This is a genomic window from Paenibacillus lentus (genome assembly GCF_042714055.1).
GTDB lineage: Bacteria > Bacillota > Bacilli > Paenibacillales > Paenibacillaceae > Fontibacillus > Fontibacillus lentus_A.
Genome location: NZ_JBHGVC010000002.1, coordinates 544918 through 571156, shown reverse-complemented (window position 1 = coordinate 571156; position 26239 = coordinate 544918). Strand labels below are relative to the sequence as shown.

20 protein-coding genes are annotated in these 26239 nt (G+C 51.3%); 2 read left to right on the top strand and 18 right to left on the bottom strand.

Annotated features, from left to right (window positions below; genetic code table 11):
* The first annotated feature begins 61 nt into the window (after window positions 1–61).
* Entirely contained in the window at window positions 62–2386 is a 2325-nt protein-coding gene (locus ACE3MQ_RS06300) for a rhamnogalacturonan lyase family protein (protein ID WP_463139999.1), read from the top strand.
* Between the two features lie 124 nt (window positions 2387–2510).
* On the opposite strand, the gene ACE3MQ_RS06290 is transcribed toward ACE3MQ_RS06300, so the two are convergent.
* From ACE3MQ_RS06290 to ACE3MQ_RS06215, 16 genes are all read right to left on the bottom strand, one after another.
* The gene (locus ACE3MQ_RS06290) at window positions 2511–3038 is read right to left on the bottom strand and encodes a hypothetical protein (RefSeq protein WP_379391719.1); all 528 of its coding nucleotides are present in this window, start codon (window positions 3036–3038) and stop codon (window positions 2511–2513) included.
* Between the two features lie 27 nt (window positions 3039–3065).
* On the bottom strand, window positions 3066–3587 hold the full coding sequence (locus tag ACE3MQ_RS06285) for a DUF2569 domain-containing protein (RefSeq protein ID WP_379391717.1): 522 nt from the start codon (window positions 3585–3587) through the stop codon (window positions 3066–3068).
* A gap of 37 nt (window positions 3588–3624) precedes the next feature.
* The gene (locus ACE3MQ_RS06280; RefSeq protein WP_379391715.1) at window positions 3625–4389 is read right to left on the bottom strand and encodes a Nif3-like dinuclear metal center hexameric protein; all 765 of its coding nucleotides are present in this window, start codon (window positions 4387–4389) and stop codon (window positions 3625–3627) included.
* Between the two features lie 257 nt (window positions 4390–4646).
* Window positions 4647–4862: an MbtH family protein gene (locus ACE3MQ_RS06275; protein WP_379391713.1), complete on the bottom strand. Its 216-nt coding sequence runs from the start codon at window positions 4860–4862 to the stop codon at window positions 4647–4649.
* Between the two features lie 3 nt (window positions 4863–4865).
* Window positions 4866–12113, bottom strand: a complete 7248-nt coding sequence (locus tag ACE3MQ_RS06270) for an amino acid adenylation domain-containing protein (protein ID WP_379391711.1) — start codon at window positions 12111–12113, stop codon at window positions 4866–4868.
* A gap of 2 nt (window positions 12114–12115) precedes the next feature.
* Window positions 12116–13150: an isochorismatase family protein gene (locus ACE3MQ_RS06265; RefSeq protein WP_379391709.1), complete on the bottom strand. Its 1035-nt coding sequence runs from the start codon at window positions 13148–13150 to the stop codon at window positions 12116–12118.
* A 65-nt stretch (window positions 13151–13215) separates the two neighbouring features.
* Complete coding sequence (locus ACE3MQ_RS06260) at window positions 13216–14949, bottom strand: (2,3-dihydroxybenzoyl)adenylate synthase (protein WP_379391707.1); 1734 nt, start codon at window positions 14947–14949, stop codon at window positions 13216–13218.
* Window positions 14949–16235, bottom strand: coding sequence for an isochorismate synthase DhbC (gene dhbC / locus ACE3MQ_RS06255; protein WP_379391705.1), 1287 nt, complete (start codon window positions 16233–16235; stop codon window positions 14949–14951). The genes ACE3MQ_RS06260 and dhbC overlap by 1 nt, the downstream gene beginning before the upstream one ends.
* Before the next feature lie 27 nt (window positions 16236–16262).
* Complete coding sequence (locus ACE3MQ_RS06250) at window positions 16263–17048, bottom strand: 2,3-dihydro-2,3-dihydroxybenzoate dehydrogenase (protein ID WP_379391703.1); 786 nt, start codon at window positions 17046–17048, stop codon at window positions 16263–16265.
* A gap of 103 nt (window positions 17049–17151) precedes the next feature.
* Window positions 17152–17964 (bottom strand): alpha/beta hydrolase, encoded by an 813-nt coding sequence (locus tag ACE3MQ_RS06245; protein ID WP_379391701.1) that lies wholly within the window; start codon window positions 17962–17964, stop codon window positions 17152–17154.
* Between the two features lie 25 nt (window positions 17965–17989).
* Complete coding sequence (locus ACE3MQ_RS06240) at window positions 17990–19015, bottom strand: ABC transporter substrate-binding protein (protein WP_379391699.1); 1026 nt, start codon at window positions 19013–19015, stop codon at window positions 17990–17992.
* Window positions 19016–19072: 57 nt separating this feature from the next.
* The gene (locus ACE3MQ_RS06235; RefSeq protein ID WP_379391696.1) at window positions 19073–20287 is read right to left on the bottom strand and encodes an AraC family transcriptional regulator; all 1215 of its coding nucleotides are present in this window, start codon (window positions 20285–20287) and stop codon (window positions 19073–19075) included.
* Window positions 20288–20561: 274 nt separating this feature from the next.
* Entirely contained in the window at window positions 20562–21536 is a 975-nt protein-coding gene (locus ACE3MQ_RS06230) for a GNAT family N-acetyltransferase (protein WP_379391694.1), read from the bottom strand.
* 141 nt (window positions 21537–21677) lie between these two features.
* Entirely contained in the window at window positions 21678–22436 is a 759-nt protein-coding gene (locus tag ACE3MQ_RS06225; protein ID WP_379391692.1) for a class I SAM-dependent methyltransferase, read from the bottom strand.
* Window positions 22437–22490: 54 nt separating this feature from the next.
* The gene (locus ACE3MQ_RS06220) at window positions 22491–23069 is read right to left on the bottom strand and encodes a hypothetical protein (protein WP_379391690.1); all 579 of its coding nucleotides are present in this window, start codon (window positions 23067–23069) and stop codon (window positions 22491–22493) included.
* A 21-nt stretch (window positions 23070–23090) separates the two neighbouring features.
* Window positions 23091–23642 (bottom strand): GNAT family N-acetyltransferase, encoded by a 552-nt coding sequence (locus tag ACE3MQ_RS06215; RefSeq protein WP_379391688.1) that lies wholly within the window; start codon window positions 23640–23642, stop codon window positions 23091–23093.
* A gap of 272 nt (window positions 23643–23914) precedes the next feature.
* Between ACE3MQ_RS06215 and ACE3MQ_RS06210 the strand changes: the two genes are divergently transcribed.
* Window positions 23915–25153: an RICIN domain-containing protein gene (locus ACE3MQ_RS06210; protein WP_379391686.1), complete on the top strand. Its 1239-nt coding sequence runs from the start codon at window positions 23915–23917 to the stop codon at window positions 25151–25153.
* Between the two features lie 79 nt (window positions 25154–25232).
* Here ACE3MQ_RS06210 and ACE3MQ_RS06205 read toward each other — a convergent pair whose 3' ends face one another.
* Both ACE3MQ_RS06205 and ACE3MQ_RS06200 read right to left on the bottom strand, forming a co-directional pair.
* Entirely contained in the window at window positions 25233–25709 is a 477-nt protein-coding gene (locus tag ACE3MQ_RS06205) for a GNAT family N-acetyltransferase (RefSeq protein WP_379391684.1), read from the bottom strand.
* 212 nt (window positions 25710–25921) lie between these two features.
* A complete protein-coding gene (locus ACE3MQ_RS06200; protein ID WP_379391682.1) occupies window positions 25922–26080 on the bottom strand; it encodes a hypothetical protein in 159 nt (52 codons plus the stop codon).
* Window positions 26081–26239 lie beyond the last annotated feature (159 nt).

Sequence of the window (26239 nt, the reverse complement as noted above, 5' to 3'; positions counted from 1 at the left end):
ATATAAACCCTTTCTTTTTAAGTAATAAAAAACATTTTAGTTAAATTAAGGAGGTATACTCATGAATTATTCTACGAGAGTTAGCGTACGAAAATCAATGTCATGCTTTATTGCCCTTCTTCTCATACTGTCTTTATTCCCATTCGGCGGAAGCTCGACGTCCCACGCTGCGGCTTCCCGACAAATGGAAGCGCTTAACCGGGGGATCGTAGCAGTTAAAGTGAGCAATGGCGTGTTTGTAAGCTGGCGCCTCTTCGGCACCGAACCGGATAACATCGCGTTTAATCTATATCGGGGAAGCACCAAGGTCAATGGCAGCCCCATCACAAACAGCACCAACTATGTCGATCCGCAAGGGACAAGCAGTTCTACCTATACGGTAAGAGCGGTGCTAAACGGGCAGGAGCGGGCGGCTTCCGAGACGGCAACCGTCTGGGGGCAAAACTATTTAACGGTTCCGATCCAACAGCCCCCTGGCGGCACCACGCCCGACGGGGTTGCCTATACTTACAGCGCGAATGATGCAAGCGTAGGCGACCTGGACGGCGATGGAAAATATGAAATTGTTCTTAAGTGGGATCCTTCCAATTCCAAAGATAATTCCCAAGCCGGCTACACCGGCCCCGTCATCATCGATGCCTACCGCTTGGACGGCACTCGACTATGGCGTATCAGCCTAGGTAAGAACATTCGCGCAGGGGCACATTATACACAATTTCTGGTGTATGACTTTGATGGAGACGGCAAAGCAGAGGTCGTATTCAAAACAGCAGACGGAACCGTGGACGGGGCAGGAAATACGATTGGCAATACAAATGCGGATTACCGCAATTCCAATGGTTACGTGCTATCCGGCCCGGAGTACTTGACGGTATTCAAAGGAAGCACAGGGGAGGCTTTAACAACGGTCAATTATGAGCCTCCAAGAGGCACGGTAGCGAGCTGGGGAGATAGCTACGGCAACCGGGTGGATCGTTTTCTTGCCGGGGTCGCTTATCTCGACGGTCAGCGTCCAAGCTTTGTGATGGCTCGCGGATACTATACGAGAACCGTGCTCGTAGCCTACAATTGGCGGGATGGCCAGCTGACTAAACTATGGACATTCGATTCCAATGCCTCAGGCAACAGTGCCTATGCCGGCCAAGGCAATCACAGCCTGAGTGTGGCTGATGTCGATAACGATGGCAAAGACGAGATCATTTACGGTGCAGCGGTCATTGATGACAATGGCAAGGGACTCTATACGACAGGACTCGGCCATGGCGACGCGCTTCACGTCAGCGATCTGGATCCAGACCGTGCTGGCCTCGAGGTATTCGGCGTCCACGAATCGACCAGCGCCCAGTACGGAGCAGAGATTCACCATGCCGGGACGGGTCAAATCTATTGGGGCATCCACACCGGCGCGGATACCGGCAGAGGTTTGGCCGCAGATATCGATCCGCGCACAAAAGGTACGGAGCTATGGGCCTCAGGCATCGGACTCTACTCTGTGAAAGGAGCAAAAATCAGCAACTCCACCCCGAACTCCACAAACTTTGCGATCTGGTGGGATGGGGATTTACTTAGAGAGCTGCTGGATCATACAGGCGGAACGGGTAAAATTGACAAATGGAACTATAATCAAAGCACCACGGATCGTTTGCTGACGGCTACAGGAACCGCTTCGAATAATTCGACTAAAGGAAATCCAAGCCTTCAGGCCGACATTCTCGGCGATTGGCGAGAGGAAGCCATATGGAGAACTTCAGATAATTCAGCATTACGCATATACACGACGACCGACGTTACTTCCCATCGGTTGTATACCTTAATGCATGATCCAGTGTATCGTTTGAGCATAGCTTGGCAGAACGTCGCCTATAACCAGCCGCCGCATACGGGTTTCTATCTCGGCGAGGGGATGAGCGCACCGCCTAGACCTGACATTTATCTGGCCGGTGGCTCTAGTGCTGAAACGATTGAAGGTGCCTATAAACTTATTAATCCGAATAGCGGTAAAGCCCTGGATGTGTATGGCAACCGCACAGCAGATGGAACGAATGTCAACATTTATACGGATAACGGCGCCATAAACCAGAAATGGACGATTAGTAAAAATAGCGACGGCACCTACAAAATTATCAGTCAAAGCAGTAATAAAGTGCTTGATGTAGACGGTAATCAAACAACAGACGGAGCAAACGTGCGAATATGGTCAGATAATGGAGGCAATAATCAGAAGTGGCGCATCACGCAAAATAGCGACGGCAATTACAAAATCATTGGCGTGGGCAGCGGCAAAGCACTAGAGGTAGCAGGCAATGGTACAGCAAACAGCACAAATGTCCAAATCCGTACGGATGACGGCAGTGCTGGCCAGAAATGGCAGCTAGTCAAGCTGTAACCCCCTGATTATAATAAATAAAATCCCCACACTGGAGCCTCGTTTGAGAATGAGACTTACGCTTTCGGTGTGGGGATTTTACCTATGTGAGACTCGTTAGGTTAGCATCTCTTGCTCCGTATACCTATTCATCAGCTTTGATCATCATCTCTTTTTCAATGTCAAGCTGAATGACCTCCGTCTGCCGTTGTCCTTCCTTGTCATTCCACGTAATCTCTAACGAAGTGCTGTCATAGTTCGATTTGTCTTTCTCTAATTCACCATCCGAATAAGGCCCGGTTAATGATCCAGTATCCTTGACATTATCCAAAATCGACACCACCCCGTTATAGGAGTGAAATTCATTGGCGTAAACGACTTCCTTCTCGCCCCGGTTATTATTTTCATAAAACTTATATTCGAAAAAAGTACTTTGACTAAGATCCGCAGGATCTCCTTTGTAATTTAAAGAAGCATGGCCTCTTAAAATTTTGTCCGGGGTAATTATGATTTTATAATCGTGAACCTCCCAGGCTTCTCCCGACCCATGGAGCGTATATAGACTCACATCCGAATTTGCTATATCCTCAGCGTCTTTGTTCAAATACAGATACAGCCATAAGGCATTAGAGATCACAATAATACTTGATAAAAACAAAATGGTTTTCTTCATCATCTTCTCCATCTAAATTTTATAATTTTACTTAACAAACGTATTCTTCACGCGCTTTGAATTTAGAAAATAAGGAATCCAAATGGCACATGAAATGATAGATTGAAACAGTTCTCTGATCGAGCTGCCATCCTCCACTTCTCTGGCTAAAGGAATTTGGTATAGCAGTATTAGATCCACGACCCAAAAAAATAAATTGGCGCTATATAAAATAATCATTAGGCGAGGCAGTATGGATTTTTTCCGATAAAACATATATAAAGTAAATACCGTAAACCCGAGAAGCAAGGTACTGAACACTGTTTCAATTATAAATGTCGGCCCCCAGAGAGGATGGTAATATTCGGATTCCCTGGAGGTAAACACATTCCAATTTTCGCTGTCGAACACGGTAAAATAAAACTCCGGTAATTGTATTAATGCCAGTAATATCGTCAAAATTAATCCAATTTGAACTAAAACCAGCCATCCCCCGAGTCCAGACACGCCTGAAGGCTGATGATTTATACTTGTTGGTTGATCCTCCGTTTGCTGTACATTTGTCTCCACTAACAACACATCCCTTTGTAACGGTGATTTTCATTTTTTATGAAACGACTTCATTATGCTCTTCGGACAGCTGCAATATCTCGATATCCTTGAACTTCTCCTGAAGCTTCCGGGCTAAGGACTGAACTCCATAGATTTCCGTAAACGTGTGACTCCCCACGATGAGGTTCATATGTATGAATTTAGCGTATTGAACGGTATACAATGTTTTTTCGCCTGTAATGTAAACATCACAGCGGCTTTGCAGCGCCTCTCTCAGTTGATTTGTTCCATGGCCTGCTCCGGTCAACATCCCTATTCTTTGAATTTCCCTGTGATGATTCCTCTGAAAAAATACGCGCTCGCCCAGCAATTGAGTCATATCCTCAACCAAGCGATCCATCGATCTGGGAGACTCCAGCTCTCCAATCCCTATCGAGCTCTCCCCGTCCAAATGCCGGGATTGCTGAACGATATGACGGGCTCCCAACAGCCTTAGCAATGAACTGCACGTCCCGAATTCAGCATAATCGAGCGGCAAATGGATATAGAAATGAGCTATTTTGTTTTCTTCTAACAGCTCCAGGCATCGTTCCTTCATTCCATAAACAAAATCCCATGCATCATGGTGCGTGATGATTAAATCGATGTTCTTCTCGGCAGCCTGCAAAATGATCTCAGGAGTCATATTTGTCGCATAACCTATTCTTGTATATTTCTTATCTGAAAAATGATGAAATCCATACTCAATATCTTCTTTAAAGTCAATAAGCAGTTGACCAAATAATTGATGAATATACGATTTAAATGGTTGAACAAGCATAGCGTACTCCTCCCCTTTCTACCTTAAATGAATAGTATAATCCTTTAATTGGTATTGGTACACTATATTTTGCTCATTTGTAATTCCACTTTAGCATCGAAGACTGAATAATTGCTTTAGTCATTCCAAAAAAACAAAGCCTCCAAGCATCACATTCCGCGACCCTGGAGGCTTTGCAAGCGATTGCCAACATCAGGCAACCGTCTGTACGCTAAAGCAACGCTTTTCTTCTATTCTATTACCGACGTTTATCATTTCTACTGCATTTGGGGCACTGCGTTTTGTAAAGAGAGGGGACGCATATCCCTCCATTTCGATTCGATATATTCTAGGCATGCCTCCCTCGTATTCTCGTTCAGAACGACCCTCCAGCCTGCCGGTACTGGAATGAATGCGGGCCAAAGGGAATGCTGCCCCTCTCCGTTCACCAATACCAAATATATGCCGTCTGCTTGTTCAAATGGATTTCCCACTTCTCATTCCACCTCATTTCTGCTAGCTGCCGATCCCTCGGCTGCTTGCAATTTGGCTAACAAAACCTCTCCGATCTCCGCGAGCGGTCCCGGCTGGCAAAGATCCTTATGACGACAAGCGATATCATGCCTTTCAATCTGTCCCCCGATATAGGGAGCCCACATCTCCGGTTCAATCGGATCGAACCATTCCGGAATGATCGTCGAATGAAAGAACAGAAGATCTCCCTCGAATTTCTCCGGGACGAAGGCGCTCAACAGACGCACCGAATTCTCATACGTATTTTTCAAATTTAAAATAATTTCCTCATCCAGACTGGCGAGAGCGCTGCCGTCACTGCGTAAAATCTCGATAGCTCTAGCAATATCCAGCGGGCCGTCTTTAATTGAGTCGGGATCATACCCGCCTAGAGCCAGCAGGGCAATTAAGGCTTCGTCTTCGCTGGCTTCACCGCGCAGCGGCAAATAATGACTTGGAAAAGCATCCAGCATCGCCAAAAATGCCACTTCCTCACCCTCGCGCTGCAGCTGTACCGCCATTGCCTGCGCTACATTTCCTCCAAATGACCAGCCCAGCAGCCGGTACGGCCCCTTCGGCTGAACCGTGCGAAGCTGCGCAATGTAATCATCCGTCATTTCCTCCAGCGTTCTAGGATACTGCTCGGCTTCAGCAATACCTCGTGCCTGCAGGCCATAGATCGGGTAATCCATGCCGAGATGCTTCATGAGCCCCGCATAACACCAGCTCAGCCCTCCTGCGGGATGCACGCAAAACAGCGGGATTTCCTTGCCCTCCGTACGGAGCGGCAGCAATACCTGGAGCGCGCTTTGGCTCTGATCCGAGTACAGCTTTTCTGCAAGTCCTGCCACGGTCGGAGCCTCGAAGAGCAGGCCGATGCCAAGCTCCCTGCCCATCGTTTCGCGAATCCGGCTCATTAACCGCACTGCCAGCAGCGAATGGCCGCCAAGCTCAAAGAATCCGTCATCGATGCTGACCCGCGGCAAGCCAAGCACTTCAGCGAACAAGTCGCAGAGCACTTCCTCCTGCGGGGTGCGCGGCCCTCGGCCATCCGGCGAGAGGGTAAATTCAGGCGCGGGCAGCGCCTTGCGGTCCAGCTTGCCGTTCGGGGTAAGCGGCAGCGCATTCAGTTGAATCATCGCCGCCGGCACCATATACTCCGGCAGGAGGGAAGCCGCATGGCGGCGCAGCTCAGCCGGCATGATCTCCGCTTCCGAGCCAGGCACGATATAGGCGGCCAGACGTTTGTCTCCCGGCTGATCCTCCCGGGCGATGACCGCCGCCTGCTCTACGCCGGGATAGCCGGCCAGCACCGCCTCGATCTCTCCCAGCTCGATGCGGAAGCCCCGAATTTTGACCTGTTGATCGCCGCGGCCCAAATAGTCGAGCGCGCCATTTGCCAATCGTTTGGCCAGATCCCCGGTTCGATACATACGGGTGCCCGGCGGGCCGTACGGATCGGCGACGAAGCGCTCGGACGTCAAATCCGGTCTGCCCCAATACCCCTGAGCCAATCCTTCGCCCGCCACATACATCTCTCCGATGACACCCGGCGGGACGGGCTGCAAGAAGGTATCCAGCACGTAGACCCGAAGATCAGGGATCGGGCGGCCGATCAGGCTGCTTCCTGCCTGAGCTGCACTTTCCTTGTCCAGCTCAAGATAGCTGACGTGCACGGTAGTTTCCGTGATGCCATACATATTGATCAGCTTAGGCGCATCATCAGGATGACGCTCATACCAATCGTTCAGGCGGCCAAGCTCCAGGGCTTCGCCACCGAAAATCACATAACGCAGGGCGAGTGATCGCCCTATCTCGGCATGATCCCGATCCGCCTGCATGAAGGCATAAAATGCCGATGGCGTCTGGTTAAGGACCGTAACCTGTTCCTGCACCAATAGCTGTAGAAATTGCGCTGGCGATCTGCTGATTTCATGCGGCACGACCACGAGACGGCCGCCGTTCAGCAGTGCGCCCCAGATTTCCCATACGGAGAAATCAAAGGCATAGGAATGAAACAGCGTCCAGACGTCTTCAGCCCCGAAACGGAACCACGAATCCGTCGCAGTGAACAGGCGAATCACATTGCGATGCGGGATGATGACGCCCTTGGGCTTGCCCGTCGAACCCGAGGTATAAATCATGTAGGCCGGGCTTAGCGGACTGACGACGCCTCTGCGCTCATGCTCGCTTGGATTCAGTGCGCAGTAAGTGCTTAACCGTTCCTCCGTCTCTGGTTCATCAAGGACAATCTTCGGAAGCCGAAGCGTGTCGGGCATCTGGGCAGCTGCCTGCGTATTCGTAATCATATAGACCGGCTTGGCATCCTCGACCATCCATTCCAGTCTGTCTTCCGGGTAATCGGGATCGAGCGGAAGATAAGCCGCACCGGTTTTCAATACCGCCAGCAAGCTCACGACCAGCTCCAGAGAGCGCGGCAGAGCCAGTGCTACCATTTGGCCGGCTCCCACACCGCCTGCAATCAGCATGTGCGCAAGCCGGTTTGCCTCGCTGTTCAACTGTCCGTAGCTTAACGCACGGCCTTCGCATACTACGGCCACAGCCTCAGAATGCTTGACGGCCTGCGCTTCAAACAACTCAAACAGGCTGATCAGCTGCTGGGACTCTACGTAGGTTGTCTCGCGAGTTGGTTTTCGGGTTTCTTCGCGCGACCACGCCGTTTCCATCAAGAAGGCTTGGCGCTCCGCCGGGGTAAGAATATCTGCCCTGCCAATGGGCTGTTCAGGCTTCTCAGCCAACGCTTCGAGCACCCGTATAAAACGATAGGCAAACGCTTCTGCCGTTTGCTGTTCATATAAATCCTTGCTGTACTCCAACAGCCCGCTCAGCCCGCCAGGCGTACCATCCGCGCTGCGCCGCTCGTTGAGCTCTACGGTAAGGTCAAATTTTGCCGTGCTGGAGTTCACCAAGTGCAAAGTCGCGGTCGCCTCCGGAAGCTCCAGCGGCGCTTCCGGCGTATTCTGCAGGACGAGCATAATTTGGAACAACGGATGCCTTGCTCTGGAACGTACCGGATTCAGCACCTCGACCAGCCGTTCAAACGGAAGATCCTGATGCTCGTAAGCCGCAAGATCCGCTTCCCGGACTCTGGCAATCAGTTCGGAGAAGGTCGGGTTGCCCGAAGTATCGGCTCGCAGCACGAGCGTATTGATGAACATGCCTACAAGCCCGCTAAGCGCGTCATCATTGCGCCCGGCAATCGGGCTTCCGATCGGGATGTCGTCGCCTGCGCCCAGGCGGGAAAGCAATGCAGCCAGTGCTGCGTGCAGCACCATAAACAAGCTCGCCTTATTGTCTCTCGCCGCCTTCAGCAGCCGGGCATGCAGCTCCTCGCCGATCTCAAATGGAATTACGCCTCCACTGTAGCTGGAGTGCGTCGGTCTGGCGTGGTCGGCAGGCAGCTCCAATTGATCCGGCAGCCTTTGCAGCGCTTCCTTCCAAAACTTCAACTGACTCGCATAGAGACTACCCGAGTCGCTTTCGACCCCGAGCAATTGCTCCTGCCACAGCACATAATCGGCATACTGTACGGGCAGCGGTGACCAGGACGGCCGCTCCCCCCGGCACCGGGCGGCATAAGCGGCGGACAAATCGCGGCCCAAGGGGATCAGCGACCAGCCATCGCCGGCAATATGATGAAGCAGCAGGAGCAGCACATACTTCTGCGGGCCGAGAATGAACAGATGCGCGCGGAAAGATGGCTCCGAGGATAATTCGAAGCTGTAGCTGACGCTTTCTGCCATCCTGTCCTGCAGCTCAGCCTCAGGAACCGACGAAACAACTAGTCGCGGCCTGGACTGTTCAGCCTCCAAAATCCGCTGCTGCGGCAGGCCCATCACATCAGGAAAAACAGTCCGCAAAGACTCGTGCCGTTCCACCACATCGCCAAGCGCTTGTTCCAAGGCTTCAACCTGCAATATGCCGTTAATTCGGGCCGTCCATGGAATGTTATAGGTCGGGTTCGGCCCCTCCATCCGGTACAGAAACCATAAGCGCTGCTGGGCAAAAGATAAGGGAATCCGTTCCGGGCGCTCTACGGAGCGGATCGGAGGCCGGGCATGCTGCGCATGATTCAAATGCTTGATTAAACCGGCCACCGTCGGATTTCCGAATAAATCACGGATACCTATTTCAGCGCCAAAGACATCGCGAATCCGGGCAGTCAGCCTGCCCGCAAGCAGCGAATGACCCCCCATTTCAAAAAAGTCGTCATCTATGCCGACGCGCGCCCGGCCCAGCACCTCCGCAAACAATTGGCACAGCAGCTCCTCCTGCGGTGTCCGCGGTTCGCGTCCGCGTGAATAAAGCAGGTCGGCCGGTGCGGGCAGCGCCTTGTGGTCAATCTTCCGATTCGGCGTAAGCGGCATTTCGGAGAGCTCCACGAATGCCGAAGGAATCATATAATCGGGCAGATGCTCAGCAGCATAACGGCGCAGCTCCGACGAGTCAACAGCGCCTGGAGAAGCAAGTACCATATAAGCGGCCAGGCGCTTCTCTCCGGGCCGATCCTCCCTAGCCATCACCGTGACCTGCTCAATGGCAGGATGCCGGGAAAACACGGACGTGATTTCGCCGAGCTCGATGCGGACGCCGCGGATCTTGATTTGATGGTCGGCACGGCCGATATAGTCCAGCGAGCCGTCGGCCAGCCAGCGCACAAGATCGCCGGTGCGGTACATTCGCGAGCCGGCTGATCCGTATGGATTAGCGACGAAGCGCTCCGCCGTCATCGCCGACCGTCCCAAGTACCCGCGAGCCAGGCCCTCCCCGGCAATATACAGCTCACCCGCCACACCGGGCGGAACGGGCTGCAGCACCTCATCCAGCACATACAGCTGCGTATTTTGTACCGGCCCGCCGATCGTTGGCTTCTCTGTTCCTTCATCCAGCCGTCCGGCTGTTGAATAAATCGTCGTTTCCGTCGGGCCATACTGGTTGTTCACCTGACAGCCCAGCGCTTGCAGACCAAGCTTGAGCCCCGCTGGAAGTGCCTCGCCACCCGAAATAATGGACAAGCCTTCGAAAGGCTCCGGCCGGCTGGACACCAGCTCCTGGAATAAGGTCGGCGTGGCTTGCAGCAGCGTAATCTTCTGCTCCCTGATCCGTATAGCAAGTGCAGAGGAGTCTAGAACCGTCTCCTTCAAAGCGATGTCCATGCAAGCCCCCGTCGTCAGCGGCAAATAGACCTCCAGGACGGATATATCAAAAGCGATCGTCGTCACGGACAACAGGCGATCCCGTTCACTTAACGGAAACCGGCCACGCATATCCACGATCAGATTGGCCAGGCTGCCGTAGGTGACCATGACCCCTTTCGGCTGGCCCGTCGAGCCTGAGGTATAAAGGACATAGGCGGGATGAAGCGGCGACAATCGTTCTGTACGTACTGAGGGATCTTTGCGCTCAGTTTTACTCACATTGTGGGTAGGGTACTGCTCCAGCTTAGCTCGGGTTCCAGGCGCATCAAGAACCAGTCCCAGCAGCTCGCAGGAGTCTGGCAAGCACTCGGCGCTCACTTGATCGGTCAGAACATAGGTCGGCTGGGCATCGCCGAGCATATACGCGATTCGTTCCGCCGGATAATCCGGATCCAGCGGCAAGTAGGCCGCTCCCGCCTTATGCACCGCCAGAATCGCTGCAACCATCCAGGCCGAACGGGACAGGGCCAGAGCTACGATATCCTCGGGGCCAACTCCCTGTTCGATCAGGAAATGAGCGAGCTGATTCGCCTGAGCGTTCAGTTCAGCATAGCTAAGCGAGATGTCCTGGCATACAACCGCAAGAGCCTCAGGAGCTGCAGCAGCCCGCTCCTCGAACAGCTCTGCCGGACTAGTATAGGGAACTTCTCGGGCCGTTTGGTTCCAGCCCTCCAGCACCTGCCGGCGTTCCTCGGCCGGCAGCCAATCCATTTCCGTGATCGGACGCTCCAGATCTGCAGCCGCAAATTGCTCCAGCAGCTGAAGGAAACGCCGTTGATGACCTTCCAGCTCGCCTGGAGTATAAATATCCGGGTTTCCATCCCAATCGATTCGCAAGCCTCCGGCTCCAGTCTGATGACGAACGTGAATCAGCATATCGTCCACCGGGCCGGCCGACAGATTGTGAACTGTGCCGCGAGCCCCGTCAAAGCTCAGTTCCTCGTCGAACGGCATGATGTTCAAGATCGGGCCGAACAGACGATGCTGCTCGCCCAGCAATTTGAGCTCGCGCCGCAAGTCCTGGTGCCGATACTTCTGATGCCGCCTTGCGAATCTCAGCTCCTGCGACACCTGCGACACCACCTCCAGCGGACTCACAGCCTTGTGCACCGTCAAGCGGAGCGGCACCAAGTTCATGACCATCCCCGGTACACGCAGGGAAGCGGAACCAAGGCGGCACATCATCGGCAGGCCCAGAATGACATCCGCAGCCCCGGTCGCCCGGTGCACATACACGGCCATCGCCGCAATGACCATCTCCGCCCAGCTCCCTCCAGCGGACTGCGCGGCCGTATGCAGCGCAGTCATGCTGCTCGGGGCAAGCTGGGAGGATTGGCGCAGGAAGGTGTTCGCCGTTCGCTGCACCCGGTCACTCAGGCCTATGACATCGGGATGATCGGCAAAACGCGCCAGCCAGAACTTGCGATCCTGCTCCTCCTGCCGGGTAGAGCGATAATCCGCGTCCTCCTTCAGTACGGCCTGCCAGGAATCGAAGCTTCGCCCCAATGCCTCATCCCGGGCTAGGGCGGTATAGATTTGGGCGACTCTTCTGGCAAGCAGCGAGAATCCGAACCCGTCAATCGCGATATGATGGATTTTTTGATACCAATAGAAGCAGTCTGGTGCTATCTGCAGCAGAGCCTGCCGGAACAGCGGCCCCTGCCTCAAATCGACCGGCACGGCCATGTCCTGCTTCATCCAAGCTTGAGCGATAGCGTGCGGATGCTCTTCCCCGCTGACATCCAAAAAGTTAAGATTCCAATCGGTCTCGGAAGCATCCGCCATTCTCTGCCATGGGCCGTCCTGATCCTCTCCGAAGCGCAGGTGCAGAGCCTCCGCCTCCGTCACGGCCAGCCTCAATGCTTGCTCGAAAAGCTCGTATTGGATCGGGCCATGAATTTCAATGTACTCGCCCGTATTATAAATGGGGTTATCCGGGTCAAGCTGCTGGGCGAACCAAATCCCTGATTGCGCCCCCGTCAGAGGAAGATGAACCTCCGTGTGAACAGGCATGCTTACACCTCTTTTCTCACCGAAAAATAGTCTACGTTCGGAATGGAGGGCGACATGCGAGCGGATAGAAGCATCCACCATTCCTCCAACGTCGGCCGCTCAGCCAGCTCCGCGAAATTGATCTCCATTCCTCTGCGGCTGAACTGTTCAGCCAGGCTCATGATGCGGATCGAATCAAGTCCCCAGTAAGCGATCAAGTCATCCTGCCCGCCAATCGATTCGGCCGCTTCCTGCAATAAGTCGGCCACCTGCTGGCGCAAATGCTCATATGACCATGGGCATGGAGCCTCGGCAGATGAAGCAGCGATTTCTTCATTAGCCGCGAGCGGGCCTAGCTGCTCAGTTGAAGCTAGGCTTGGCTTGCCAGCGGACGAACCGCTCGGCTGCCCCGCTGGGGATCCCTCCCCCAGCGCAGCTAGCAGCTGCCGCGTCGTCAGTGTGACCGCACAGCGCTCTGAAGCGTAGGTCAAAGCCAGCTTATGCTTTTCCAGTGAAAAATCCGCGACCGCATCGGCGACAAAGAACGGCTGTATGTCCTGCATGAAGGCTTCGCAGGAAGTTAGAAGACAACCGATATGCGCGTAGATGCCGCTAACGATCAGCTGATTGCGCCCATGCTCTTGGATGACTTGCAGCAGATTCGTTTTTTGAAACGCGCTATACCGCCATTTGGTCATGACGAGATCCTGTTCGCCCGGAGCTACCTCAGCCGCGATTTGCGACTGGAACGGATCCGCTTCCATCCCTGGCCCCCAAAAATCCTGCAAAAGCCCCCGCTCTTCGGGGCTCTGTCCCCCGATTTGCGCCGAGTAAACAACAGGAATCCCCAGCTTAGCGCATTGATTGCGCAGCCTGGAGATATTGGTGAAGAGCTCTACGACAGGCGATTCCGTAGTGTTATATGCCTTCAGGAAGTAATTTTGCATATCATGAATGAGCAGTACCGCACGCTGCGGCTCTGGCTGCCAAGCTACCTTATTTGCGGGAAGCTCGGCTTCGACAGGCATGGAATAAGGAAAGATTGCAGGAATACCCATGTTAATCATCCTTTCGACGGTTATTTTTAAACACCCGAAATTTGATATGAATGAATCCGTTCCGTTCAACACCGCTGCTTATCAGCAATAAGCTCGCGCAGCGTTTTTTTGCTGACCTTGCCTACCTTTGTTTTCGGAAATGAGTCCATGAATACAATGCGATCGGGAATTTTGTAAGAGGCCAAGCCCCGTTCCCGCAAAAATGCCTTAATCTGTGCGCCCGACAGCGGCAAATTAGCCGCCGGCTGCGGAATAATGAAAGCGCAGGTGCCCTCGCCCAAATACTCGTCTGGCATGGCGACAACAGCCGCATCATGCACCCCGGGGTAAGCGAGCAGATGGTTCTCTACCTCCTCGGCAGCGATTTTCTCTCCCCCGCGGTTAATCTGATCCTTGTCGCGTCCCTCGACGACGAGATAGCCGGCTGCATCGATTCGTACAAGATCCCCTGTGCGGTAGAACCCGTCGCTCGTAAAGGCTTTGGCATTATGCTCCTCCGCCTTGTAGTAGCCGCGAATCGTATACGGGCCCCGGGTAAGCAGATGACCGACCTCGCCCGGCTTTACCTCGACATCCTCATCATCGACGATGCGTACTTCATCCCAAGGCGACATCGGCCGCCCCTGGGTGTTCACAATGATCTCGTCCGGATCATCTAGCCTCGTATAATTGACGAGCCCCTCAGCCATCCCGAATACCTGCTGCAGCTGGCAGCCTAATATCGGCTTCACGCGCGCGGCCGCCTCCGCGCTGAATTTCGCGCCGCCGACCTGCAAAACCTGCAGATCAGGGAAGCTGGGCCTGAGCCTGGCAGCCGCATCGAGCCATACTAGAGCAAGCGGCGGCACTAGCGCGGTAATGGTTACCCGCTCGCGAATCATCAAAGGGAAGGCCTCATCGGGGCTGGCTCCCCTTGCAAGTACGACGCGACCTCCGGCATATAACGTCCCGAGCACGCCCGGCGAGCTTAGCGGATAATTATGCGCGACAGGGAGTACGGCCAGATAGACGCTATTTTCGTCCAGTCCGCAAATTTCTGCGCTAAGGCGCAGGGAGTAAATATAGTCATCATGCGTGCGCGGTATCAGCTTTGGCAATCCGGTTGTCCCTCCCGACAGTTGGAGAAAAGCGATGTCCTCCGGGTTCGGCTTGGCAAAGCTGCTGCCTGCTTCATCGGCTTGTTCATGGCTTATAAGCATAGAAGCTATGAGCTGACTGGGGACGTCTGAAGATTTAGCCTCTTTATTTTCATTACGTGCGTTAGCTACATAGCCTTCCTCAGGCTCCATATACAGCCCCTCCAGAGCAGCGAACTCCTCCGGTTCACCGATCACCAGAACATGGCGCAGCGTAGGAACCTCTTGGATGACTTCCCTCGCCAACTCGCGGTAGTCGAAGCCCGCTTCCCGATCCGCTATAATATAAGCTTTCGCTTCGGAAAACTCGGATATATAGGAAATCTCATGCCTTCGATGCAGAGGTAAGGCGAATACGGGTAATGCACCAATCCGAAATAACGCGAAAATCACTTCAAAAAATTCGATCACATTAGGCAGTTGAACAACGACTCGATCTTTAGGCTCAATTCCAATTCTCAGCAATCCTTCTGCCAAACGGTCTGTCCGGGCATCCAGCTCGGCATAACTGATCCGGCGTTCACCGCTGATAATCGCAATCCGGTCGCCATGAGCCTTCGCACGTTCCCGCAGCATCGCTCCAAAGGTCTCGCCGCGCCAGCAGCCCTCCCTGCGATACCGTTCAGTAAATTCCTCCGGCCAAGCAGAACATCCTTCCAACATCAAGTTCCCTCCTTCTCTCCAGCAGCCAGCTGCAGGTCATTTAGACCCATAGCCAGCAGCAAAGTTCGAAACTTCGCGGCCGTCTCCGCCAGCTCTGCCTCAGCGCTTGAATCCGCGACGACTCCTGCGCCTGCATAGAGGCGAAGCCTTCTTCCCTCCACCACTGCACAGCGTATGGTAACGATCCATTCTCCGTCCCCTTTGGCATCACACCAGCCTACCATGCCCGTGAAGAAGCCCCGTTCAAAAGGCTCTATTTCGCGAATAGCTTCACGAGCCAGTTCCGTAGGCGTTCCGCATATAGCCGGCGTCGGGTGCAAAGAGAGCGCGAGGTCAAGCACGTTGGTCGCTGAATCGGCAAGCTCCCCATAAATGTCCGTTGACAGATGCCACATGGTCTGGGTTTGCACTAGGGACGGTTCTGCGGGTACGTCTAAGCTTTTGCAGTAGGGACGAAGCGCAGCTTCTACATCGTCCACAACGAGCTTATGCTCGAACCGATCCTTGGCCGAAGCAAGCAATGCAGCTGCTCTGCGTTCATCCTCGATGGGATCATCGCTGCGTGGTGCAGAGCCTGCCAACGGGTTTGCCCGGATTTGGAGCCCCGTTTTGGTGATGAGCAGTTCCGGACTGGCTCCAATTAATGTCCGAGCTTCCGCTGCTGCCGGCTCGAATTCGTCCTCCTTCCAGGACGATGCGGCTTCCCCGCCGCCCAAATTGACCGCGAACGTATAGCCATGCTTATTGCAGCGGGCTAAATTGCGCAGCAGGCAGTGAGTGTCCACAGCATCGGTTGAGGTCAATTCCAGCGTTCTGGACAGTACGACTTTTTGCAGCTCGTTCTGCTTCAGGCGTTTCAGTACTGTGTTCACAATGTTCTTATAATACTCGGGATCTGGATGCATGCTAATTTCATACTCCGGCTCGGATGCAGGCTGCCCGTTCCCCCCGTACTCCTCGCTTCGCTCCGATCCGCCAAAGCTCAAAGGCCCCGCCCATTGCGTGGACAGTGGCACGACGAGCTCAGCCGGCTTCGCCAGGTCAAATGGAATCGCGCCAACGACAATCGGTTCACCGCCGAAGCGACCGGAAGCCGCTAGCAGTTCTTGGATGCGCCCTGATAAAGCTTCCGGAGAGCCGTCCCCCAGGTCGATCCGCAGTCTCGCCCACTCGCCCTTTGCAAGTAAGGTACGTCTTGGTGAGGATAAAAAGAAACACAATCCCGATTCGTATTCCTCGAGAAGTTGTGCCGCCGTTTTCACATATACAGCTCCATTGTTTACCATTTCTTCTTAACATCCCCTTTCAAGTGGTTAGACTCCCAATGTCGCCCCTCCGTCAATGCATAGATCGAGCATCGTGATTTGCCGCGCCCGGTCAGAGGCGAGAAACATGACCGCATCGGCGATGTCCGAAGGCTCTGCTATCCTGCCCAGCGGTATGCCCAACCGGAACGCTTCAGGCGATCCAGCAACAACCGACCGGGCCCCATTCGAGTCGTTCCAAAGCATCCGCTGCATCGCCGTATCCGTGGATCCCGGCGATACAATATTGCAGCGGATACGGTTGGATGCCTGCTCCAGGCCCAGGCATTTGGTGAACATGACCGCCGCAGCTTTGGAGGCGTTGTAGGCCGCCATTTGCATGCGCGGTATCCGTGCCGCATTGGAGCCCACCGTCACGATCGACCCGGATTTACGGGCAGCCATGCGTTTAACGACGGAGCGGGACACGTAGAATACCCCGTTTGCATTAACCGCAAAAGCGGCTGCCCAGTCCTCGTCCCGGAGGGCTTCAACGCTTCCCATTCGGAGTAAGCCGGCTACGTTAACCAGAATTTCGATCGGGCCAAGTTCCCTCTCCACCTGTTCGACGGCCGCCTCAACAGCCTGGCTGTCGGCAACGTCGGTTACAAAAGCCGAGACCTCGCAGCCTTGGGCACGGAGCTCAGCCGCAAGGCCGTCCATTGCTTCCCCATTCAAATCGAGGGCAGCGACGATCGCTCCAGCACTCGCCAAGGCCCTTGCAACGGCCTCGCCGATTCCTTGGGCGGCTCCGGTCACTAAGGCAACCTTTCCATTGATCCCCGCATACTCCACCTCACCACTCCTCCTTTCTCTCTGTGATTAAACAAGATTCTAGCCGCTCTCTCACTCGTTTCTCTATATCTGTTCGCTGTCATACACTTACCATTCGCAATTCTCAGGAACGAAAAGCAAACTGCAAAGCCCGGCTGATTAAAGCGGGCAGCACCGTCACATGTCCTTCGCCTTCAAACTCTTTAAAGCTGGCTGACACCCCGGAATCCACGAACATGGACAAACGCTCGGCAAGCCTTCGCGCATTCTTGCTGTTCTGGGAAATGTGATGACGCTCCAATTCTCCGACGCCAAGCAGGATTCTAATATTCAGAGCTTCCTTCTGCAGGCGGTTCACAAACATTTCTTCCGCTTCTCCCATTATGGTTTTGTTCCAATGGAAGGATGGACTTCCTGCAATATAGCAGGCGAAGGCCTCCGGCCTCGTGAACAACGTGTACAAGGTAAACAGTCCGCCGAGCGAATGGCCAAAAATCGTCTGCTTTCCCCGATCGATCCGATACTTTGCTTCTATCTCCGGCTTCAGCTCTTCTTCGATATATTGCAAAAAGGCAGCCGCTCCCCCCTGCTTTGGCAGAGGGGTACCGTCGGGTCTATGGTGATAGTCAGGGCTTGTCGCCGGGGTGTAATCGTAATAGCGTTCCTTCGGGAACAGCTCCTCGGTTTCATAACCGATTCCCACGATAATCGCCGGAAATACCCCCGTATTATGCGGGCAGCTGCCTTGCAGGCGTGCAGTCTCGGCCATCGTGCCGAATACCGAATTGGCATCAAGCACGTAAAATACCGGATACCCTGCAGGCGGAGGCGGCTCGGAAGGCGAGCTCACCATGATTCGATACTTGCGGTTCTCTCTGCGGGATTGCATAATCCACTCTTCTGCACCCGGAATGATCATCTTGTTTCCGTTGGCCATTTCCTCTTGATCCACCTTCATTCTGTTATTCAGCCATCAGCTTGACCGTATCGTCGATGATTTTCTCGTAGGCGATCAGGCCGCTCCCCAGCCAGTACTCATCGCTGACTTCGTGCACATGTCCTTGCTGCACGGCAGGAATGCTCTTCCAGATGGTGCTTTCCGTCATCTCCTTCATGCGTTCCGTGCCTTGTCCGTAGGCATTGATGACGAAGATATAGTCCGCATCCAATTCCGGCAGGATTTCGAGCGATAAATTCAAGCTGTTCTCGTTCTCCGTAAGCTTGGACATTTCTACACCCAAATGCTGATTGACAACATAACCACAAAAATAATTGCCGCCCATCAAGCTCACGCCTTTACTGGCAAAGCGGATGATCGCTACTTTTTTGCCAGGTGCGTTCTTCTCGATAGCTGCCTTGGCCTCGTTCGCCTTCTGTTGGTATGACTCCAGCGCTTGCTTTGCTTCCTCGGTCTTCCCTAAGAGCTCTCCCAAAATCTCAAGCGATTTCTCGACGTCGCCTGCTGCATTATTGAATACATAGGTTGGCGCGATTTTGGAGTAGTTCTCATATACGCCGTCGCCGGCATAGTTGGCCGTATGCAGAATAATCAGGTCAGGATTGTATGACAGCAGCACCTCCGAAGACGGTGGCCCGCCGGAAAAATCAAGCTTCGGTACGTCCCCCAGTTCTCCCTGCAAATAATCATGTCCCAGGTTTCCGTTCGACCACTGTGCTACCGGCTTGACTCCAAGCTTAAGCAGCGAGTCCTCCAAATAAGGCGCAAAGACGCGCTGAGGCTGTTCCGGCAGCTGAATCTCGTGGCCGAGGTCATCCTTGATCGTTCGCTCGCCGCTTGCTGCTTGCTGACCGTTCTCCTCGGATATGGAAGCCTCGGCCACCGTCTCGCTGGTCGGCTGCTGCTCAGACGGATTCTTTGCTGATTCCGTGCCGCATGCAGTAAGCATGCTCCCCGCAAGTGCAATGCATAGCAAAAATGAAACATGTTTTTTAAAACTTGATCCTCTCCAACCGGTAACTTTCAACATCGTTGCCCCTCTCATTTGATAATGATTCTCATTGAGAACGATTATAGATCATGTTCCCTAGGTAGCACCATGGACAGCATCCTGCAAACCATTTGGACATTTTCCAGTAAACATGAGCAGCGCCTCATCCAGCATCCGGCTAACGGCAACCGCTGAATATTCAAACCAGGGATCGGATGGAATCGGATGCAATTGACCGTTCTTTACAGCCTGCAATTGCCGCCATTCGGCGGAATGCTGCAGGGACAGCCAGTAGGTTCGGGATGCCGCCTCGGCACATACAACCACTAACAACCGTTCCGGATCAATCTCCGCCAGCTGCTCAAGCGTAAGCGGATTGCTCGGTGACCGGGCTGGGCCGGCTGGCTGTATTTTTAAATCCTCATAGAGTACCTCATCAATCCCGCGATTCCAATACGTATGAATGTGATCTCCGTAAATGCGCAGCACCATAATTTTGTCCCGGCCTAACGTTCTTTCGATCTCGGTTCTCGCGGCTTTGACTTTCCTTTCATGATGCATGATCCACTCCTCTGCCTTTGCCTCCCTCTCCAAAAACCGCGCAAGCACGCGAAGCTGCTCCCTCCACCCGCAGTGCTCTACCGGGACGAAACATGTGGCCGCTATGCTGCTCAACCGATCCTGCTCGCTTCTCTCCAGCTGCTCCGTTCCAATAATCGCATCAGGTCGAAGTCCTGCCAGCTTCTCCAGGTTTGCTTCAAATATGCGTGGATTGTAAGGATCGGGCAACTGTAGAGGAGCCGCAATGGTCGTGCGATAGGCATTATAATAATAAGCTGTCCATTTCGGGTCTAGCGGGGCTGCCACCGGAACGATATCCAGGGCCAGCAGCAAGCCAATAATCTCGGGAGAACATGCGGCAATGCGCTGCCTCGCTTTCTTGATATAGTCGGAAGGAGACACGCCAACCTCTTTTTTAAATTTCCGGCTAAAATAAAATTCATCGCTATAGCCTACTTTCAACGCAATATCCCGCAGCCGCAGCTGCTCTCCAGCAGAGAGCAAATAGCGCTTAGCTTCATTGATCCGCAGCTCAGATAAATATTTCATGGCACTCTGCCCAAAGTTTTTTTTGAAGAGATCGACAAAATACTTCGGGCTAATATTCGCCATCTCAGCCAATTGCCCGATGGAAAGCGGCTCATGAAAGTGCTCTTCCACGTACTGCTTGATTTCAGACAGCTCTTTCTTCGGCTTCCGCTCATCTCCGGCGGAGAATTGATCTGCTGCATATGGATCATCTGAAAGCATAAAATTCCCCTCCTCATCATAAAAGGAATTATCACCTAATTGAAAATGATTCTCACTCTCATATAGCTCTATTCTAACCAAAGACTGCCAGCGGAAGCAATAGAAGATCTGTTCGATATGAATGGAGATAACAAAAAAATACACCCATTCACCTTTACTCAAGCCATACGACCGGATTTAATCTGGTCGGCTAGAAATACAGTAAGGTGAATGGATGCATATGAACAAAGGCTTAAGGGGTATAACTTCCGTGTGCTTGCGGGTGGAGCTTGCTTCAAGAGGATAACTTTTTTACCATTTTATAATCCCCAGGTACAGCTGAGAATCCTAAAAGATCGCGATTAATCTTCAACATCGGAGCATTAAGAGAATCGTTGTTGGTGCGCATATATACTGCATTCAGCTTCAAAGCGAGCTCTATGCAGCTGAGTTTTAATGTTAGACCCAAGCCTTGCCCTCTATATGCTTTTCTTACTCCGGTATATTCATGATACATGCTTTGCGTAGTTTCGTGGAACAGCAGATGGGCGACACCCACATATTTATTCTGATCCACCGCTATCAATACGTACTCCGGTTTAGAGCCAGGTAAATCGAGAGTCCACTTCTTCCACTCGGTGAAATCAAAAAAATCTCCTGCGAAACCCGGTATATCAAAAGAAGTTTCTCTATATAATTCATACAGTTTTTCCTCTTTATCCGGCTCTTTCATTTCTGAGAGGGGGACAATCGCAAACGTTGCAGAAATAGAATGCAGCAGGCTTTTATCAAAGCTCGCTAAGTCCAAGACGGATTCGAAGGTGTGTCTTTCGACCTTATATCCATGTTTTCTCGCGAAAGCTATGGAATTCTCTTCATCGTCACTTACTTCATAATTCAACTTGCTGGCGCCATAGGTCTGTGCCCATTTCTCCAAGGTTACGTAAAGCTGATGGCCTATGCCCTGGTTGCGGCAGCCCGGTTCCACGACCAGACTATGATTGAGCTCGCCCACGGCTGTCCAGGGGGCTCTCCAGGATATGCCATATCCTATGATGCGATCCTCCTCATCGACCGCTACGATCCGGTAACGATCAAAGCCCGCCAACAATCCATTCTCAGTCTTATGAAGCAGGCCTTTGGCTGGAATTTTAGCATCTTCCTCAGCTAGTATATCCGCGCTCGTCTTTTCAGACAGCACCCAATTTAATATATTAGCGATTTGAGGATAATCATCGGGAATTTGTATTTCGCGAATCGAGAATTTCATGGATACACTCCTTATGAGTCTAATAAACACCTAACTTCATTCTAAAGGAGCTGATCAGACTGCAAAAGAGAAATCACGATTATAATTAGATTTTCCAAATTGTCAAGATAAGTTATTCACTGCCGTCAGATCAAGACTAATCTAAACTCTCTTTCTCGCCTCATATGTAATCATTTGATCCGCTTTTTGGGGAGCAGCACCATATTCATAATTTCCAGATACTATAATTTCACTAAAGCCTGCCTGCGCTAGAAGCAAGCTAAACTCTTGCAGACCATACCAGGACAAAGGAAAACGTTGTAGTTCCGATTGGATCAACTCGCCATCCTTCCACTTCTCATACTTCAAGAGAGACACCGTTCTCTGTTCGATAAAATTGACTTCGATTTGTTTTTCCTCTAAGGTGATCGTTTCATTATTGTCGGTTTCCCATAGGCGTGTCTTCACTACGTTCGTATCAAAATCGGTTTGCAGAGAAATATCGGCCATAAAGACACCCCCGTCGGCTAAGTGATCATAATAGCACTTCAAGGCATTGATCAGGTCTTCTCTTTTCTCGATTAATTGTAAGGAACCCCCGGGAATAATGATCGCTTCATAAGCATCATCTAAATGAAACCGACTCATATCACCTTCAAACAACCTCGGATCAATCCCTAACTCTCGGCATTTCTTTCTGCATGATTCCAGCATTGAGCCGGAGTTGTCTACCCCTTCCACCTTTAGTCCAGTCTGGAGCAATGGAATGAGAACTCGTCCCGAGCCGCAGGCCACCTCTAAAATTTTGCCGGTAATCCCTTTCAATCGCTCGGAATAGTATTCAATATCTCCAAATGTGAAACCGACAGGTTTGCTCAATTCATAAACCTCTGTACATAATTGTCCATAGGAGTTAAGCATATTTTCATCCCCATACTCTTTAATATTTTTTCCACCTAAAATGAGCGCTAATATTTATCTTCCGGCAGTGATTATATTCCCGTCTTTATCTAGTCCTCTGAAAACGAAATCCCCTACATCACTACTGTTCAATTCAAGGTAGGCGGCAGCAAAGCCATTTTCTACCGGAATTTCAACAAAAACCGTGGATACTCTTTCAATTTCATTAATATCATTTAAGAAGATGCCATCTATATTATCATTGCTAACAATTACTTCTTTTATCTTTGGATCTAACGCTTCAACGGCAAAAGTGGTTGCATACTTCTTATTTGACTTCAACTGGGCAGACCATGTACGTTTTAATGCATCATTCGGCTCCCTTGCATGTAACTCGGAAATATTCGATACATGATGAAGCACTCCCAGCTTGGTGTTCAGTAATTTTACGTAACTCATGTTTTCCGTTTTCCATATTACTATTTTTTTATTGCCGTATTTGCTCTGATACGCGACCTCTCCAGCAACAAACGGAAATGATTTCCTAAGCGCTTGGTTTTCTCCAATCGAATAACCGTTTTGATTTCCGATGTAAAATAACAGCAAAATTATAAATAATACAATGATTATAATGCGTAGGTTTTTTCGCCTCATAACGCCCCTTCTTTTTAAAAACTACTCAGATTGATTTGGAGAATATTCGATGAGCCAGCAATCTCTCCATTGTCCCTCATGCTTCTCATGTTGTTGCAGCAGTTTTACTTTCTTAAATCCGCATTTTTCATAGCATGCGATCGCCCGCATATTCCAAGCCTGCGGATCCATGACGATTCTATCCGCTTCTTCGTGATGAACTAAATAGCCAAGCATGGATTTGACAAGCTTTTTGCCAATGCCTTTATTCCAATAATCGATTTCGCCGATGAATTGATCCATTCCATAAATCTTTTCGTTTTTTTGAGAATATCCATACTCCTTTCTTGATGCTTCATCGAGAAGATAGAACTGGATATAACCGATGGGCCTTCCCTTGTATTCAATAATACATCTATTCTCCTCATCTTCAACGTAGTAAGAATCCCGAACCATCTCCAGATTATGCGGTCGGTCTCTCCCTTCATAATATTGAAGCAAGCTAGGATTAGATAACCAAGAGACCAGGGTCAGCTCATCCGATTTTTCCAGTTCGCGTACCGTAATCTCCTCGGACTTATAGATTAACGTCATGGACTTCACCCTTAGTTATAATCGCTAGGAAAATTTCTCCTTAGAAAGATTATACATTTACTCACCTAACGACGATAGAGAAGAAACAATTTTATACGTTCTTTATTTGTAAAAAATATAAAATTTAGTTGAAAAAACCATATTCTTCTCTTATAATGAAAGAAATGATAGCGTTATCATTATATTAATCGAAACCGGTTTAGCTTTCTGTGCACGCAAGCGCAGCGTGTAAAGAATGATGCAACTCACCTTATATTAAGGAGCGAAAAATCATGTTGAAACGCGGTAAAGCTTTATCCCTTTTTCTGCTGCTTACTCTTCTGATTTCTTTCGTACCTGCCGGGAATACTAGCGCTGCAACCAACTGGAATTTAGTATGGAGCGACGAGTTTAACGGCTCCTCCTTGAATACCGCCAACTGGACCGCTGAAATCGGCACCGGCAGCGGAGGCTGGGGCAATAATGAACTTCAGTATTATACTAGCCGTCCGCAGAATCTACAGGTGACGGGAGGCAATCTGGTCATTACTGCCCAGAAGGAATCTTACGGCGGCATGAATTACACCTCTGCCCGAATCAAAACACAAGGTTTAAAGAGCTTCACCTTTGGAAAGATCGAAGCAAGAATCAAGCTTCCTTCCGGGCAGGGGCTATGGCCGGCATTTTGGATGCTGGGCAGCAACATTACCTCGGTTGGCTGGCCCGCATCCGGTGAAATCGATATCATGGAACGTGTCAATAACAACTCATTCGTCAACGGTACAGTGCATTGGGATGCAAACGGCCACGCGGAGTATGGACGGACATCGGGAAATCTTGACTTCTCCCAGTATCATACCTATAGCGTAGAGTGGGATTCCAACTACATCCGCTGGTTTGTAGACGGCATCCAGTATAACGAGTTTTATATCGGCAATGGAACCGGCAACACGGAGGAATTCCAGAAGCCGTTCTTCCTGCTGCTAAATCTTGCCGTGGGCGGCAATTGGCCCGGAAGCCCAAATGCGTCAACGCCTTTTCCGGCGCAGATGCTGGTCGACTATGTTCGGGTATACCAGGCTACGGATGCGCCGAACATTGTTAGCGGCGGCATTTATACACTGACCTCTAAAGCGAGCGGCAAAGTGCTGGACGTCGTAGACGTCTCCACGGCGGACGGAGCCAAAATGCAGCAGTGGACAAACTACAGCGCCAGCAATCAGCGCTTCAAAGTCGAAAGCACTGGAGACGGGTATTATAAGCTGACGGCCATGCACAGCGGCAAGGTGCTGGACGTGCCGAGCTCCAGCACTGCGAGCGGCGTGCAGCTGCAGCAATGGAACGACAACGGAACCAATGCCCAAAGATGGAGGCTTGTCGATGCCGGCGGCGGCTATTATAAGCTGGTTTCCAAGGCCAGCGGCCTGGTCATGGATGTTGCCAGCTCATCGACGGCGGACGGCGCTCCGGTTCAGCAATGGACCGACAACGGTACGGATGCCCAGAAATGGTGGTTTACGAAAGTAAATTAACCGGCTCTTGAAACAGCTGCCTGCGAGAAAGGAGAAACCCATCCGTCATTTTGACCCGGGTTTCTCCTTTTTCTTGTTGTTACCTATCGCTTGGTGTACCTACATCCAGACTTAGCCGGATCATGTCCCTGCATAGTATTCCATTCTCAATGATCTCTTCATCATAATGTCTGACAAAGAAATCGCGATCCACTCCGGTAATTCTAAATCCGCATTTCTGATACAATCCCAATTGAGCCAAGCTTGAGTTTCCTGTGCCGATTTCAAGGGTTGTTACGTGTTGTTCCTTCGCTTTGTCGATCGCATACGAGACTAGCTTCTTGCCGATTCCTTTCCCCTGAACATCCTCACTTACAGCGATATTCACAATTTCCATCGTCCCTGGACGTGTCCTTAACAATACAAGCACACCTATGGTTTTGAGTTCGTTCGTGGCAATGTAACATTGGCCCCTGTTTAAATACTCCTTCACTTTCTCCTCGGAAGGATCAGCAAGAAGTAATAATTCGCAGGGCGCATCCTGAATATTTTCGAGTACATCAATTGTAATCTCCATGAAAAAAATCTCCCCTATGTAATACGTATAGACGGCTTTCGTAGATGATACTGAATAGCCGACATATAAGGATAATACCACTCGAATCATAAGTTCATCTAGTTATTCTATCAGTGTAGTTTTGTTCTTCCCAAAAGTTAAATACCAACAACAAGGGTGCCTCTCGGCTCTCAACCGTCAAGACACCCCTTATAGTACAAATTCAGCCCATATTATTCTTCATTTTCAGCTTGCTCCTGACCAAACGCAGCCTTTGCGTCTTCGACCATTTCTTTAGCAAACTCTTCTCTTTCCTTATCGGGAACCGGCATTTTATTCAGCGGAGTTGACTGTACTTCATGCTTGCTAAGGCCTTGATTATTCTTGCTCATTACGTATCTGCACCCCCTTCAATCCCAATATAGTCCAATTGTAGGATGCGGATACAGATGCTTTTTTATGCATCGCCTAGCTTGTATCGATTTCTTAGCGCAGCGATCTCTGAATCGTCAAAAACCTTTCTCCGAACATCCAAGCAATCGTGCTATTCC

Excerpts from the sequence above, each read along its gene's own strand:
- ACE3MQ_RS06300 (WP_463139999.1), top strand. The coding sequence starts at position 62 with ATGAATTATTCTACGAGAGTTAGCGTACGAAAATCAATGTCATGCTTT.
- ACE3MQ_RS06290 (WP_379391719.1), bottom strand. The coding sequence starts at position 3,038 with ATGAAGAAAACCATTTTGTTTTTATCAAGTATTATTGTGATCTCTAAT.
- ACE3MQ_RS06280 (WP_379391715.1), bottom strand. The coding sequence starts at position 4,389 with ATGCTTGTTCAACCATTTAAATCGTATATTCATCAATTATTTGGTCAA.
- ACE3MQ_RS06270 (WP_379391711.1), bottom strand. The coding sequence starts at position 12,113 with ATGCCTGTTCACACGGAGGTTCATCTTCCTCTGACGGGGGCGCAATCA.
- ACE3MQ_RS06265 (WP_379391709.1), bottom strand. The coding sequence starts at position 13,150 with ATGGGTATTCCTGCAATCTTTCCTTATTCCATGCCTGTCGAAGCCGAG.
- ACE3MQ_RS06260 (WP_379391707.1), bottom strand. The coding sequence starts at position 14,949 with ATGTTGGAAGGATGTTCTGCTTGGCCGGAGGAATTTACTGAACGGTAT.
- dhbC (WP_379391705.1), bottom strand. The coding sequence starts at position 16,235 with ATGGTAAACAATGGAGCTGTATATGTGAAAACGGCGGCACAACTTCTC.
- ACE3MQ_RS06245 (WP_379391701.1), bottom strand. The coding sequence starts at position 17,964 with ATGGCCAACGGAAACAAGATGATCATTCCGGGTGCAGAAGAGTGGATT.
- ACE3MQ_RS06240 (WP_379391699.1), bottom strand. The coding sequence starts at position 19,015 with ATGTTGAAAGTTACCGGTTGGAGAGGATCAAGTTTTAAAAAACATGTT.
- ACE3MQ_RS06235 (WP_379391696.1), bottom strand. The coding sequence starts at position 20,287 with ATGCTTTCAGATGATCCATATGCAGCAGATCAATTCTCCGCCGGAGAT.
- ACE3MQ_RS06230 (WP_379391694.1), bottom strand. The coding sequence starts at position 21,536 with ATGAAATTCTCGATTCGCGAAATACAAATTCCCGATGATTATCCTCAA.
- ACE3MQ_RS06225 (WP_379391692.1), bottom strand. The coding sequence starts at position 22,436 with ATGCTTAACTCCTATGGACAATTATGTACAGAGGTTTATGAATTGAGC.
- ACE3MQ_RS06220 (WP_379391690.1), bottom strand. The coding sequence starts at position 23,069 with ATGAGGCGAAAAAACCTACGCATTATAATCATTGTATTATTTATAATT.
- ACE3MQ_RS06215 (WP_379391688.1), bottom strand. The coding sequence starts at position 23,642 with ATGACGTTAATCTATAAGTCCGAGGAGATTACGGTACGCGAACTGGAA.
- ACE3MQ_RS06210 (WP_379391686.1), top strand. The coding sequence starts at position 23,915 with ATGTTGAAACGCGGTAAAGCTTTATCCCTTTTTCTGCTGCTTACTCTT.
- ACE3MQ_RS06205 (WP_379391684.1), bottom strand. The coding sequence starts at position 25,709 with ATGGAGATTACAATTGATGTACTCGAAAATATTCAGGATGCGCCCTGC.
- ACE3MQ_RS06200 (WP_379391682.1), bottom strand. The coding sequence starts at position 26,080 with ATGAGCAAGAATAATCAAGGCCTTAGCAAGCATGAAGTACAGTCAACT.